Genomic DNA, 13606 nt, shown 5'->3' on the forward strand with positions numbered 1-13606 from the left:
GGACGATCCCCGATCAGGCCATCCTTGAGGGGTTCGAGGCAGCCCGCTGGCCGGCGCGGCTGCAACCGGTACTCTGGTGGGGTCAACCCTTGCTGCTGGTTGGGGCCCACAACCTGCCTGCAGCCGAAGCCCTGCGCCAGGAACTTGATCAGGGCGAGGCCAACGAGCGCGAACACTGCTGGGTGCTGGGGGTGCTGGCCAACAAGCCCGCGCCAGCCATGGTCCGGGCCCTGCTGGCCCCATCCGATCGGGCCTGGCTGGTGCCGGTGCCTGAGCATCCCTGCTGGAGCCTGGAGGCGCTGCTGGCGGAGGCGCCCGCGCTGGCCGGACGCCTTTGGGCGAGCCCCTCGCTGGCGGAGGCCCTCAGCGCCGCTACGGCCAGTGCCGACGGAGGGGTGGTGGTCGTGGCGGGATCGCTCTACCTGATCGGTGCCCTGATCGGTTCAGGCGCCCTCCAGCAATCGGGGTGATCCGGGGGAGAGTGGAGGCAGCATCCCGCCGCAGCGCCATGACCCCTGCCACGCACCCGATCCAGCCCCAGGAAGGCCACGACCAGGCCCCCCAGCAACACCATCGCGGCTGGCCCGGAGCCCTGACCTTCGCACTACTGGCCCTGCTGGCGGCCTCGCTGCTGGGCTCCCCCTGGAGCCCTCCCGCCCTCGCCCTCGACACCAGTGCAGGGGTGGGCTTGCAGGATCGCGCCCTGTTTCAGGACAGGGTCGATTACACCCTCACCAACCAGGACGGCAAGGACTTCAGCGGTCAGCAGCTGGCCAACACCTCCTTCGCCGGGGTGATGGCGCGGGATGCCGATTTCAGTGGCGCGGATCTGCACGGATCGATCCTCACCCAGGCCGCTTTCCTGCGCTCCGATTTCAGCGGAGCCGACCTCTCCGATGCCCTGATGGACCGGGCCGACTTCAGCGGCACCGACCTGAGCGGAGCCCTGCTTCGGGGTGTGATCGCCGCCGGCAGCAGCTTCAGCGGCGCCGTGATCGATGACGCCGACTTCAGCGACGCCCTGCTGGATCGCTCCGATCAGCGCGCCCTTTGCCGCCGGGCCCAGGGCACCAATCCCACCACGGGCGTGAGCACCCGCCTCAGCCTCGACTGCCCTTAGGTCATTCAGCGTTCACCCCAGCCCCGCAACTTGCCGGGGTTGAGCAGACCCGCAGGGTCGTAGGCCTGTTTGGCCGCCACCTGGTCGGCGTCGATCACTCCCAGGCCCCCATCTTCCACCGTGAGCACGTGGGGGTTGAACAGGAAGGCCCCCAGCTGCCGGGCCTGCTCCATCAGCTCCAGCAGAGCCTCCCTGCCGCGCCAGCGCACCAGGGGCAGGCCCGCCAGCCGCTGGCAGCCCTGCTGGCGCACGGCCTCAAGGTGCCAGAGCAGATCATCCCCCCAGCGTTGCTTGAGGGCTTCGAGCGCCGGGGTCTCCGGTTGAGGCAGGAGCATCTGCAGATAGGTCCAACCGGGGTCATGGGCCCGCATGTGCAGGGTGGTGTGGTTCCAGCAGAGCTCCCGCAGGGGCACGCCGCGGCTGCCCTGCTCCGGCGCCTGCCAGACCAGCCGCCCACCCATGGCCGCCAGCAGCGGCTCCAGGGCCGGCAGGGCGTCGGGTGCCGCCAGCAGCAGCAGGCGATGCCCATCGGCCGGTGGACAGATGGCCGGGCCGTGCCCCCCCGGACAGGGCAGACGCCGGGCCACCGCGTCCTCCAGCAGGCAGAGGCCATTGAGCAGCAGGGCGGTGGCGGGCAGGGTACGGATCGCCGCGACCGCTGCAGTCCAGCTGCTGAAATCGATCACCAACTGCTGCCAGGGCACCGCTGCGGCCGTGGCCATGGTCACGGCGGTGAGGATGCCGTTGCTGCCGTAGGCGTGGTTGAGGGGGGCGCTGGCGCTGGCATCGAGCTGCAGCAACCGGGGCTCAGGCTCCACTGTGACCACTTCCAGCCCCAGCAGATGGCCGGGGTCGCGCAGGAAGCCCCAGCGCACCGAGCCGATACCGCCTGAGCCTCCGGCGATGAATCCCCCCAGGCTGGCGCTGCGGCGAGTGCTCGGGGTGAGGCGCAACTCCCGCCCATGGGGGGCGAGTTGCTGCTCCAGGTCGGCCAGCAGGCAGCCCGCCTCGGCGGTCAGCACCCCGGTGAGGGGATCCAGCTGCCGCACCTGGTTGAGGCCGCTGAGGTCGAGTACCACCCCCCCCGCCAGAGGGACACACTGGCCATAGTTTCCGGTGCCGCTTCCCCTCAGCGTGAGCGGCACCCCATGACGGGCGCAGGCTCCCGCCACCAGCCGCACCTGCTCGGTGCGGCTGGCCTTGACCACCAGTTGGGCCAGCCTGTCCTGCAGCAGGGGGGTCAGCACCGGGGAGTAGCTGAAGAAATCCCTGGAGAGGCGCTCCAGCTCAGGTCCGGTGCGGATCAGGGCCATCCCTGCGCCGGCTTCACCAGCCGTGGCGGCGGAGGCGGTCCTAACAGCGGCCACTGAACTCAGCTCGGCCACCAGAGCCTCAAGCTGGGCGTCCGTGGCGGGCGCTGGCAGATAGTTCGGCAGCTGGGTGGCGACGGCCAGGGCAGGGGGCCGGGTGGCTGGATCGAGGGGCAAAGCAGCGGTTGCAGCGAACGGCAGGCGGAGGCTCGCGCCTCCTTCCGGTCTACTCAGCCCCGCTGGGCATAGCCGCGGCCATCGCCTCCAGCTGTGCCGCCAGCTCCGGGCCCGCCGGCGCGGGCAGCCACTGGCCAGCGCGCAGCACCCTCCGCTGGGGAGAGCGGGCCAGCAGCTCACTCCAGCTGCCGGCGGCGAGCACCACCAGATCGGCAGGCGCCCCGGTGCGCAGCACCCCATCCCACTCCAGACCCATCAGCCGGGAGGCGGCGGTGGTGAAGGGGGCCAGCCCCTGCCGTTGCCAGGGGGCCAGGTGGGCCGCCGGCAGGCAGAAGCGCAGCAGTTCCAGTGGATCGAAATCCCCGCCCGGATACCAGGGATCCTGAACGTTGTCGCCCCCCACAGCCACCGTGACACCAGCGCGCTGCAGCTGGCGGATCGGGGCCATGGGCCGGGTGGCCGGGGTGTCTCCAGCGCGGTGTCCCAACAGCCAGAGGTTGGTGGGGGGCAGGGCCACCACCGTCAGGGAGGCCTCCGCCATGGCGTCGGCGAGCCGGCTCAGGCGGGGAGCCCTCAACTGCGACATCGAGCAGCTGTGGCTGCAGGTGACCGGCACGCCGATGCGGTGCCGCCGCACCAGCCTGGCCACCAGGGCCACCCCCGCACCGCCCCCCTCGCCACTCTCATCGACGTGCAGATCCACCGAAGCTCCGAGGCTGTCGGCCAGCTGCAACAGGGCCAGCAGCCCCTCACCATCGGCACGGCTGGGGGCCAGGGGGGCACCCAGCACCCCCCCCAGCAGTACCGATCCGCGCGGACCGCTGCTGACGAGCCGGCGGGCCAGGGCCCCTCCCGCCGCCGTGCCCCAGTGCCGCACCGGCACCAGAGCCACCAGCTGCAGCGCCAGCCGCGGCGCCCAGCGGCGTTGCAGCTGCAGCAGTCCCTCCCATCCCGGCTCGGCGCCTGGGCCGAGGCTGTCGATGTGGCTGCGCACGGCCCTCAGGCCATAGCGCCAGGCCCGCTCCAGGGCGCGCTCACCCCGCTCCAGCACCTGCTCGAGGCTGCGTTCCTGGTGCTCGGCTTGGTTGGCCGCCAGGGCCCCCTGCATTGAGCCCGCCGGGTTCGGGTGGCGCTCCCAGCTGAAGGCCTTGTCGAGGTGGGCATGGGTCTCCACCAGAGGGGTGAGCGCCAGCGGCAGCAGCTCCCCATCGCCTTGGGGGTGAGTCTCGATCGCCGTGATCCGCCCATGCTGATGGCTCAGACGCACGGCCACCAGGCCGCCCGCATCCGCCGGGGGCAGGTCGCGGCAGCGGGGGTCGATCAGGGAGCGCGGCAGCAGCAGCGGCGGCAGCGACTCAGCCGCGCTCACCACGGCGCACGATCGGCGGTGGCGCTGTCAGGGTCGTTGTCGCTGGAGGTTCTCAGGATCCTGAAGTGCCCCGCAGCCGCCACCGTGAGCACCCGGTAGAGGGGGAGCTCAAGAAACGGCAGCACCGAAGGGCCTCCAATCTCGGTGCGGTAGAGGCTGAACAGTCCGAAGTTCTGCCGCCGGGTGTTGCGACGGGCCAGGTCACCGAGAACCTTGTGCTGGCTGCGGACCAGATCAGGGCAGTTCTGGATCGCCAGTTTCAGGGGCATCGGCAGGCGATGAGCGCAGACCTCCTCCACCGCCAGTTCAGCCAGCTGATCACCCGCGAAGCTCTCGAACTCCTCGGGTCCAGGGTTGGTGAAGGCCAGGGCAACCCCGGTGACCCCTCCACCCACGGCCAGAGCAGAGCACCAGCGGGCGAGGCGAAGTGAAGAGGCTGGCCGCAAGGGGAGGGTGCAAGGCTGCTTGATACATTGGCAAAGACCACGGCGGGCGTCGCCAAGTGGTTAAGGCAGCGGCTTGTGGTGCCGCCATCCGGGGGTTCGAATCCCCTCGCTCGCCCTGATTGAGGCCAGCAGTCGATCGGCTGCTGGTTCATTCCTCACGGGATCCGCGCAGGGAAGTCCCAGCGCGTCACTGATGGCGGCACAGGCCCTGGCAGCGCTGTCCTCTGACAACCCTGCGGTGTTCAGGGCCACGGCCTGCACCCGTGGGGACGGCGTGCCATGGGGCCTTCCCAGGGCCGCCAGCCCCTCCAGCACACTGATCAGCTCCGCCAGGGGCGGGATGCCCACCTGGGGATGCTTGTTCACATGGCTCTGGCCAGCCCGGTGGACCAGCACCAGTGCCGTGGGCTGGCTGCCGCGAATCAGGGGCAGGGTGGCTGAGGAGCCGGGGTGGCAGAGGGAACCCTGGCCCTCCACGAACAGCAGGCTCTCCTTCGTGCAGGCCGGCTCTGAAGCCACCTCCAACAGGGCACGCTCCACCGCACCGGCGGCGTAATCGACGCGGACCGCATCCAGGGGAACACCCTTGCCGCTGATCAGGATGCCGGCCTGGCCGGTGCCGACGAAACGGGCATCCAGCCCGGCCCGCCTGGCGGCCGAAGTGAACTCCAGGCAGGCACTCATCTTGCCCACGGCCATGTCGGTTCCCACCGCGAGAACCCGCTCGCCAGGCAGCGCTGCCGCCCGGGCCGCGGCCACCTCCAGACCAGGAGGCTCCTGGCGCAGATCCCAGATCCACTGCCCAGGCCCCCGCAGGGCAGCCAGCTCCGGATCGGACGCCAGGGGGGTGTGCAGACCGCTGGCCAGGTGCAGCCCGGCTCGCAGGGCCGCCGCCAGATCGGCCTTCAGCTCCGGCGGCAGCTGCCCTCCGGATGGAGCCAGCCCCACCACCGCCACCGCTGGCCGGTAAGCCAGGGCAGCGTTGAGATCGGCCACGATCGGCACCCGCCGGGGGATCCCGGTGATGGGCTCCAGCTCAGCGCCGGCATGGGCCGGATCCACCACGGCCACCACCGGACCCTGCCGGTAGCGCAACATCGCCAGGCCCGTCTTGCCGGAAAGGTTGTCGAGGCCGCCGTGGAGCAGCAGCACCACCGGCGCATCGGCGCTCAGCACGGGGCACTCGCCGCGGTGGGGCCAGGGACCTCGATCACCCCAAGTCCCGGACGGTTGGAGGGCAGCAGGCAGTCGGCCTGAAGCTCAGGGCCTTCAAAGGGGTCGTCGATCAGGTTCAGGTGACTGTCGAGGTCGGGCCAGCGCACCAGTGGCAGCAACTGGGAGGCGGCGCCATTGAGCAGAGCGCTGTCGGAGTAGCAGCCCAGCATCAGATCGAGTCCAAAGCTCCGGGCGGTCTGGGCCATCAGCAGAGCCTCACTGAGACCGCCACTCTTGAGCAGCTTGATGTTCACCCCATCCACATGGGGGGCCAGGCGCAGCAGGTCGGACAGGTTCCAGCAGCTCTCATCAGCCACCAGGGGAATCGGGCAGCTCAGATCAAGGGCCGCGAAGCTGGCCGCATCGGCCTCGGGGTCGAGCTGGGCGGGCAGCGGCTGCTCCACCAGCACCACCCCCTGCTCCGCCAGCCAGGGGATCAGCTGCTGGGCCGTAACCAGATCCCAGCCGCCGTTGGCATCCACCTGCAGCTCACTGACCATGCCGGCGGCATCGGCCCGTTCCTGCAGCCTCTGCACCACCGCCAGCACCAGGGCCCGGTCATGGCCTGGGCCATCAGGGCTGCCCAGCTTCAGCTTCACCCGCTGGGGCCAGCAGCCCAGGCGGTCCTGCCAGCGATCCAGCCGGGCCAGCACCTGCTCCACTCCAGCCAGGCCGAGGGTGACGCTGGTGGGGCTGCAGGCGGCCCGATCCAGGCCCCAGAGACGCCAGAGGGGCTGGCCCAGCTTCTGGCCCCACCAGTCGTGCAGGGCCAGATCGATGGCGCAACGGGCCGGTGGCGACAGTGGGGCCAGCCAGGGATCAAGGGCTTGAAAGGCCGGCAGTTCCGCGGCGAGGGCGAGCCCCTCGGCGGAGGCGAAGCGCGGCAGCAGGGCCTCCAGCTCCGCGGCGACCGCTTCGGTGGCGTAGGCCCGGTGACCGGTTTCGAAACCGCCGGCTTCGCCACGCCCCACCAGCCCCTCGTGCTCCAGCTCGACCACCAGCCGCCGCACCGACGCCGTGGTGCCCCGGCTGATCGCCAGGGGCACCGCCTTGGTGAGCGCGATCCAGCGAAGGCGTGCCTGCATCCCACAAGTTTCGGCCATGGTCGAAACTTGTGGGATGAGCGCGACCACCACAACAGCGAGTGCCACAGCAGCGGCCCCAGCCCAGGCCGGGCAGCGCGGCAGCTACTGGATCACCACCTTTGGCTGCCAGATGAACAAGGCCGATTCCGAGCGCATGGCCGGAATCCTCGAAGGCATGGGCTATCAGCCCGGGAGCGATGAGCACAGTGCCGATCTGGTGCTCTACAACACCTGCACAATCCGCGACAACGCCGAGCAGAAGGTCTACAGCTACCTGGGGCGTCAGGCCCAGCGCAAACGGACCAATCCCCACCTCACCCTGGTGGTGGCGGGCTGCGTGGCCCAGCAGGAGGGGGAATCCCTGCTGAGGCGAGTTCCCGAGCTCGACCTGGTGATGGGGCCCCAGCATGCCAACCGGCTGGACACCCTGCTGGAGCAGGTGGCCAGCGGCCAGCAGGTGGTGGCCACTGGCGAGCATCACATCCTCGAGGACATCACCACAGCCCGCCGCGATTCCCAGGTGTGCGCCTGGGTGAATGTGATCTACGGCTGCAACGAGCGCTGCACCTACTGCGTGGTGCCCTCGGTGCGCGGCAAGGAACAGAGCCGCAGCCCCGGGGCCATCCGCCTGGAGATGGAAGGGCTGGCGGAGCGGGGATTCAAGGAGATCACCTTGCTGGGGCAGAACATCGATGCCTACGGCCGCGACCTGCCCGGCATCACTCCCCAGGGCCGCCGCCAGCACACCCTCACCGACCTGCTTCACCACGTCCACGACGTGGCGGGAATCGAGCGGATCCGCTTCGCCACCAGCCATCCCCGCTACTTCACCGAGCGCCTGATCGATGCCTGCGCCGAGTTGCCCAAGCTCTGCGAGCACTTCCACATCCCCTTCCAGAGCGGTGATGACGACGTGCTCAAAGCGATGGCGCGCGGCTACACCGTGGATCGCTACCGGCGCATCCTCGAGCGCATCCGGGAGCGCATGCCCGATGCGGCGATCAGCGCCGATGTGATCGTGGCCTTCCCAGGCGAAAGCGACGCTCAGTACCGCCGCACCCTGGCGTTGATCGAGGCGATCGGCTTCGACCAGGTGAACACCGCCGCCTACTCGCCCAGACCCAACACTCCCGCCGCTGACTGGCCCGATCAACTGCCGGAGGCCGTGAAGGTGGAGCGGCTGCAGGAGCTCAACGCCCTGGTGGAGCGCACGGCGCGCCAGCGCAGCGAGCGCTACCTGGGGCGCATCGAGCAGGTACTGGTGGAAGGCACGAACCCCAGAGACCCCGGCCAGCGCATGGGACGCACCCGCACCAACCGGCTGACCTTCTTCCCGGACCTGGCCCCATCCCGCAGCCCCGCTGAGCTCGAAGGCGGCATCATTCAGCCGGGGGATCTTGTGAACGTGCGTATTGAGAAGGTGCGCGCTTTCTCCCTCACCGGCGTGGCGTTGGGCTGAGACGCGGCGGCGCTGATACGTTTGGCGCCGATCCGGACCCAGCCGACCCCATGCCCAGCTCCCCCCGCTGCGTTGGCCTGGTGTTCGGGGGGGCATCGGATGAGCACGCCGTCTCGATCCGCTCGGCCATCACCGTGGTGGGCGGCCTCAGGGAAGGGGAGAACCTTTTGCGCTACCGGGTTCGGCCGTTCTACATCGATCGCCGTGGCCGCTGGTGGGGCCCCGAGCTGGCCGAGGCCGTGCTCTCCAGCGCTGAGCCAGCCCCCGACGAGCAACTGAACAAGACCGCCGCTGATCAGCCCCTGGGGGGCGCTGGCTTCCAGGGCCTTCCCCCCGAGGCCGCTGGCGTTGACGTGTGGTTTCCGGTGCTGCATGGGCCCAACGGCGAGGACGGCACCATCCAGGGGCTGTTCGCCCTGATGCAGGTGCCCTTCGTGGGCTCTGGCGTGCTCGGCTCGGCCCTGGGCATGGACAAGCAGGCCATGAAGGCAGCATTTGCCGCCGCAGGTCTGCCGCAGGTGCCCTATGCGGCCGTTCAGGCGACCGACCTGCGCCATGACCCTGAGGGGCTTCTGCAGCGCCTGGAGCGTGATCTGGGCTACCCCTGCTTCGTCAAACCGGCCAACATGGGCTCGTCGGTGGGCATCAGCAAGGCCAGCGCCCGCAGCTCTCTGCTGCAGGGGCTGGAACTGGCCGCTGCCCTGGATCCGCGCCTGGTGGTGGAGCAGGGGGTGACGGCCAGGGAACTGGAGTGCGCCGTGCTCGGCCAGGGGGCGGCTGCCGGGGGCGGCCTGAAGGCCTCGGTGGTGGGGGAGATCCGCTTCTCCGCCGACTGGTACGACTACGAGACGAAGTACACCGCGGGGCTGAGCTCCACGGTGATTCCCGCTGAGCTGCCCGAGGCCGTGAGCGAAAGGCTGCGTGCCATGGCGCTTCAGGCCTGCGCCGCCGTGGCGGCTGAGGGGCTGGCCCGGGTGGATTTCTTCTACGACGAGGCAGCGCAGCGGCTCTGGCTGAACGAGATCAACACTCTTCCCGGCTTCACCAGCCAGAGCATGTACCCGATGCTGTGGGCAGCCAGCGGCGTACCGCTGGTGGATCTCGTGCACCAGCTGGTGGAGAGCGCGGGAGAATGGGACCGTGGATCATCTCAAGAGGACCCGGCGGAATGAGTCACGGCTTGCTCTGGCTGCCCCTGCTGGTGGTCTTCGTGCTGCTCACGGCCCTCGGCTGGCTGGAGAGGCGTCGTCAACGGCTGTTCCGTGACTGGGCTGCGGGCTCGGAACTCTCGAAACTCGATGGCTGCGGCGCGGCACGGCTCGCCGATGGGGTCCTGACCTGGAGCACCTTCGAAGCCGGGGTGCTCAAACCCCAGGGATCCTTCGTCATCAGCAAGCTGGAATTGTTGGAGCTGATGTCCCTGGGATCGGGTGATGCACCCCTCACCGACGAAAGCCAGGGCAGCTGCCGGGTGCGGCTGGTGGGCGATGGCCAGCAAAAAGACCTGCCTTTCTCCGATGCCGAACGGGCCCGGCGCTGGATGGATGAACTGATGGCCCGGTCCCGTTGTGAGCTGTGAGCCCCGTTTCCCAAGCACCAGGAGTTGAACGAAGGCGTCAGCTGCGGCTGCAGCGCCGTCAGGAACGCCTGCGCAACGTCTGGCGGCTCGTGGTGTTCTCGGCGGCCGCCGCGGGCCTTGGCTATGGACTGCTGCGTCAGGGCTGGACCCTGAACGGTCCGTCCCAGGTGGAAGTGAGCGGCAGCGAACGCGTGAGCCGTGAGCAGGCGATCGCCGCCGCCGAGCTGCGCTTCCCCATGCCCCCGCTGACCCTCGATCCCCGTCTGCTGCGCTCCGAACTCCTGGACGCCCTGCCGGTGGAGCAGGTGACCGTGCAGCGACTGATCCTCCCGCCCCGCCTGCGCATCGAGCTGGTGGATCGCCAGGTGGTGGCGCGGGCGGAGCGGCGCACAGCCAAGGGGAATGAGCAGGGCTATGTCGACCGCCTGGGCAACTGGATCAGCAGCAGCCAGCAGGCCATGGGATCCAGCGACAGCCAGCCCGAAACGGCGATCCGGGTGCAGGGATGGCAGGCCCGCTTCAAGCCCACCATCGTCAAGCTGATCAACCGCCGCGACGACCTGGGCAGCCCACTCAAGACGATCCGCTTTGAGCCCGATGGCACCCTCTGGCTGACCACCGGCACTCTGGGGGAGGTGAAACTGGGTGGGCCTGACGGCGACCTCGCTCGCCGGCTGGATGTCTTGCGTTACCTGTCCGGGGAACTGCCGAAGCAGGTCCAGGGCCAGGGGGTGCGCTCCATCGACCTGAGCGACCCGGACCAACCCGAACTGGGGCTGCCAGCTCCCGCAGTCAATTCCGCCAATCCGAAACAAGCAGGGCAAGGGGTGGACTGATACCGTTCAGGCCGCACACTCCCGAATGGCCCGCAAACCCGCAAAGCACCATTGCGAGAAAACCGATTTCACGCAAAAGTGCCGCATCGCACAGGATTTTTCCAGCCCGCCGACGACATAATGCTGCCCGAGATGAGTGTTAACGGTTCCCAGGGCGACCACCTCACCGCAGGACAACACCCCATCCCACCTGACGCTTTACTCGGAACCCCATTGACCTCCTCGCCCTCCAGCAACGGCATTGTTCCCAGCCAGAGCGCCAGGATCGAAGTGATCGGCGTAGGTGGTGGCGGCAGCAATGCGGTCAACCGGATGATCGCCTCGGATCTCGAAGGGGTGGGCTACAGGGTGCTCAACACCGACGCGCAGGCCCTGCTGCAATCGGCCGCCCAGCGTCGGGTGCAGCTCGGCCAGAAGCTCACCCGGGGACTTGGGGCTGGCGGCAACCCCATGATCGGCCAGAAGGCGGCCGAGGAATCCCGCAATGAGCTTCAGGAAGCCCTTGAAGGGGCGGACCTGGTGTTCATCGCCGCTGGTATGGGTGGAGGTACCGGCACCGGAGCTGCACCAATTTTGGCCGAGGTGGCCAAGGAATGCGGCGCCCTCACCGTAGGCATCGTCACCAAGCCCTTCGGCTTCGAGGGGCGCAAGCGCATGAAGCAGGCCGAGGAAGGTATCGCCCGGCTGGCGGAGCATGTCGACACCCTGATCGTGATCCCCAACGACCGCCTGCGGGACGCCATCTCCGGCGCACCCTTGCAGGAGGCCTTCCGCGCCGCCGACGATGTGCTGCGTCAGGGCGTCAAGGGCATAAGCGACATCATCACCCGTCCTGGCCTGGTCAACGTCGACTTCGCCGATGTGCGCTCGGTGATGACCCTGGCGGGCACGGCCCTCCTGGGTATCGGAGTGGGCTCCGGTCGCTCACGGGCCGTGGAAGCCGCCCAGGCCGCCATCAGCAGCCCCCTGCTGGAAGCGGCCCGGATAGATGGGGCCCAGGGCTGCGTGATCAACATCAGCGGCGGCAAGGACATGACCCTCGAGGACATGACCACGGCCTCCGAAGTGATCTACGACGTGGTTGATCCCGACGCCAACATCATCGTGGGCGCGGTCGTCGACGAGAAGCTCGAAGGCGAGATCCACGTGACCGTGATCGCCACCGGCTTCGAGGCAGGCAGCACCTACCGCACCGAGCGCCCCCGAGCAACCTTCGCCGCCAGCCCCGAGCTCACCCACACCGAAGCCGAGGCTGACCAGCGCGGCGCCAAGATTCCTCCCTTCCTGCTCAACCGCCAGAGCCGCTCCAGCGACAGCTGAAAAGCGACCACTGATTCAAGGGGGTGACCCGGAGTCCACGCCTGCCTGGAGCATCCCGTGTGGCTGCTCCCTTCCGGTCCTGACCAGATTTGGGCGTCCGGGCCGCGTGGGTCCGAGTCGAGATGATGGTAGCAATGGAAGCCCGAGAGGTTCCTGCCTGTGCCCCTGAGACCCGGTGATCTGGTGGCCCGCAAGCAGGCTGGGGTGGCGATCCTGATGCTCACCGCCTGGGATGCGCTCTCGGCGGCGCTGGTCGAGGAGGCCGGTGCCGAAGTGGTCCTCGTGGGCGACTCCCTGGCGATGGTGGTGCTCGGCCACGCCACCACCCTGCCGGTGACCCTGGCGGAGATGATCGGCCACACCCAGGCCGTGGCCCGAGGTCTGCGCCGGCCCCAGGGCCAGCAACCGCTGCTGATCTGCGATCTGCCCTTCCTGAGCTACCAGTGCGGCAGTGATCAGGCCGTGGCCGCCGCCGGCCGGGTGCTCAAGGAAAGTGCGGCGGCCGCCGTGAAGCTGGAAGGCGGCGAGCCGGAAACCGTGGCCGTGGTCGACCGGCTGGTGCGCAGTGGGATCCCGGTGATGGGGCATCTCGGCCTGACCCCCCAGTCGGTTCACCGGCTGGGCTACCGGCGCCAGGCCAGGGATCCGATCAGCCAGGAACGCCTGCGGCGCCAGGCCCTGGATCTGGAGGCCGCCGGCTGCTTCGCCCTGGTGCTGGAACACGTGCCGGCGGATCTGGCCGGCAGCCTGAGGCGCCAGCTGGCCATTCCCGTGATCGGCATCGGCGCCGGCGACGACTGCGACGGTCAGGTGCGGGTCACCGCGGACCTGCTGGGCCTGACCCCCAGCCAACCGCCCTTCAGCCCGCCGCTGCTGGCGGGGCGCCAGCTCTGCGTGGAGGCCCTCAGGGGCTGGCTGCAATCGGCGACTCCGCCAGTGGCGCCTCGGGAGGTTGATGGGCTTCCCACCAGGCCAGCAGCTCCCTCAGCACCGCATTGCTGAGGGCCAGTCCCTGCGGATCCGCCAGCCGCCAGCGCCGGCCCTCCACCAGCAGCAGCCCCCGCTCGCGCCAGGGGGCCATCCAGCCCAGCAGCGACGCGCGATCAGCCATGCTCAGGCCCGCGGCCCGGGCAAGCCGCTCCAGGTTCACGCCTTCGCGCCGGCGCAGACCCACCATCAGCCACTCATCGAACGGCGGCTGCCCCGCCGCCGTGCTGGCCGCTCCGGTCTGCAGCCAGGCGGCATAGGCCTCCCGGGTGCGGGGCCTGGCCAGGCGCTGGCCGTAGGGGGCCGACGTGGCCCCGAGGCCGAAACCCCACCAACCGGCCCCGCTCCAGTAGACGCGGTTGTGGCGGGAGGCGTGCCCAGGCAGGGCGTAATTGGAGATCTCGTAGCGGCCGTAGCCGGCGCTCCGCAGCTGCTCCCCGGTGAGGTCCATCAGGTCGGCCCCCAGATCCGGATCCGGCAGGGGCAGCTGCCCGCGCTGCTGCAGGCGCTCGAACACAGTGCCGGGCTCCACGATCAGGTCGTAGACGGAGAGATGGGGTGGCTCCAGCTCGAGGGCCTGCTGCAGCTGCTGCCGCCAGTGGGGCAGATCCTGCTCGGGAAGCCCCTGAATCAGAGCCAGACTCCAACTGGCCAGATCAGCGGCGGCCTTGGCCTGGCGCAGCCAGGCGGCGGCCTGGAGCAG

General features: G+C 69.5%; 12 protein-coding genes, 1 tRNA gene, 1 other RNA gene and 2 pseudogenes. 9 read left to right on the plus strand and 7 right to left on the minus strand.

Annotated features, from left to right (window positions below; all coding sequences use genetic code 11):
* Positions 1–470: glutamate ligase domain-containing protein (locus tag KBY78_RS10695; protein ID WP_399215726.1), on the plus strand; the 470-nt coding region annotated here is incomplete at its 5' end.
* Between the two features lie 38 nt (positions 471–508).
* Positions 509–1120 (plus strand): pentapeptide repeat-containing protein, encoded by a 612-nt coding sequence (locus KBY78_RS10700; protein ID WP_255143574.1) that lies wholly within the window; start codon positions 509–511, stop codon positions 1118–1120.
* 5 nt (positions 1121–1125) lie between these two features.
* Here the strand turns inward: KBY78_RS10700 and KBY78_RS10705 are convergent, their stop codons facing one another.
* The 3 genes from KBY78_RS10705 to KBY78_RS10715 are packed head-to-tail and all read right to left on the minus strand — an operon-like array spanning position 1126 to position 4422.
* Positions 1126–2607 carry an FAD-binding oxidoreductase gene (locus KBY78_RS10705; protein ID WP_255143575.1) on the minus strand — a complete coding sequence of 494 codons (1482 nt, stop codon included), beginning with the start codon at positions 2605–2607 and terminating at the stop codon, positions 1126–1128.
* Positions 2608–2656: 49 nt separating this feature from the next.
* Positions 2657–3979, minus strand: coding sequence for an amidohydrolase family protein (locus KBY78_RS10710; RefSeq protein ID WP_255143576.1), 1323 nt, complete (start codon positions 3977–3979; stop codon positions 2657–2659).
* Entirely contained in the window at positions 3973–4422 is a 450-nt protein-coding gene (locus KBY78_RS10715; RefSeq protein WP_156776494.1) for a DUF4359 domain-containing protein, read from the minus strand. Before KBY78_RS10715 ends, KBY78_RS10710 begins: the two co-directional genes overlap by 7 nt.
* Positions 4423–4464: 42 nt before the next feature.
* Here KBY78_RS10715 and KBY78_RS10720 point away from each other — a divergent pair.
* A tRNA-His gene (locus KBY78_RS10720) sits at positions 4465–4537 on the plus strand.
* 92 nt (positions 4538–4629) lie between these two features.
* Here the strand turns inward: KBY78_RS10720 and KBY78_RS10725 are convergent.
* Together KBY78_RS10725 and KBY78_RS10730 are read right to left on the minus strand one after the other, a co-directional pair.
* A pseudogene (locus tag KBY78_RS10725) lies at positions 4630–5520 on the minus strand (DUF1611 domain-containing protein); the annotation flags it as partial.
* 71 nt (positions 5521–5591) lie between these two features.
* The gene (locus KBY78_RS10730; RefSeq protein WP_255143577.1) at positions 5592–6722 is read right to left on the minus strand and encodes a dipeptide epimerase; all 1131 of its coding nucleotides are present in this window, start codon (positions 6720–6722) and stop codon (positions 5592–5594) included.
* Between the two features lie 34 nt (positions 6723–6756).
* Here KBY78_RS10730 and miaB point away from each other — a divergent pair, with 34 nt between their 5' ends.
* The 5 genes from miaB (at position 6757) to ftsZ (ending at position 11916) form a co-directional block, all read left to right on the plus strand.
* Complete coding sequence (gene miaB, locus KBY78_RS10735) at positions 6757–8181, plus strand: tRNA (N6-isopentenyl adenosine(37)-C2)-methylthiotransferase MiaB (RefSeq protein ID WP_006170211.1); 1425 nt, start codon at positions 6757–6759, stop codon at positions 8179–8181.
* A 50-nt stretch (positions 8182–8231) separates the two neighbouring features.
* Positions 8232–9353: a D-alanine--D-alanine ligase family protein gene (locus tag KBY78_RS10740; protein WP_255143578.1), complete on the plus strand. Its 1122-nt coding sequence runs from the start codon at positions 8232–8234 to the stop codon at positions 9351–9353.
* Positions 9350–9760 (plus strand): hypothetical protein, encoded by a 411-nt coding sequence (locus KBY78_RS10745; protein ID WP_006170209.1) that lies wholly within the window; start codon positions 9350–9352, stop codon positions 9758–9760. Before KBY78_RS10740 ends, KBY78_RS10745 begins: the two co-directional genes overlap by 4 nt.
* Entirely contained in the window at positions 9757–10596 is an 840-nt protein-coding gene (locus KBY78_RS10750; protein WP_255143579.1) for an FtsQ-type POTRA domain-containing protein, read from the plus strand. The genes KBY78_RS10745 and KBY78_RS10750 overlap by 4 nt, the downstream gene beginning before the upstream one ends.
* Before the next feature lie 213 nt (positions 10597–10809).
* Positions 10810–11916: a cell division protein FtsZ gene (ftsZ, locus tag KBY78_RS10755; RefSeq protein WP_255143580.1), complete on the plus strand. Its 1107-nt coding sequence runs from the start codon at positions 10810–10812 to the stop codon at positions 11914–11916.
* A gap of 22 nt (positions 11917–11938) precedes the next feature.
* Here the strand turns inward: ftsZ and ffs are convergent.
* An RNA gene (gene ffs, locus KBY78_RS10760) (signal recognition particle sRNA small type) lies at positions 11939–12035 on the minus strand.
* A gap of 46 nt (positions 12036–12081) precedes the next feature.
* On the opposite strand from ffs, the gene panB reads away from it, so the two are divergent.
* On the plus strand, positions 12082–12918 hold the full coding sequence (gene panB / locus KBY78_RS10765; RefSeq protein WP_255143581.1) for a 3-methyl-2-oxobutanoate hydroxymethyltransferase: 837 nt from the start codon (positions 12082–12084) through the stop codon (positions 12916–12918).
* Here the strand turns inward: panB and KBY78_RS10770 are convergent.
* Positions 12821–13606, minus strand: a pseudogene (locus KBY78_RS10770) (radical SAM protein); the annotation flags it as partial. The gene panB and the pseudogene KBY78_RS10770 overlap by 98 nt on opposite strands.

It is taken from the genome of Synechococcus sp. EJ6-Ellesmere (assembly GCF_024345875.1).
GTDB lineage: Bacteria > Cyanobacteriota > Cyanobacteriia > PCC-6307 > Cyanobiaceae > Regnicoccus_A > Regnicoccus_A antarcticus.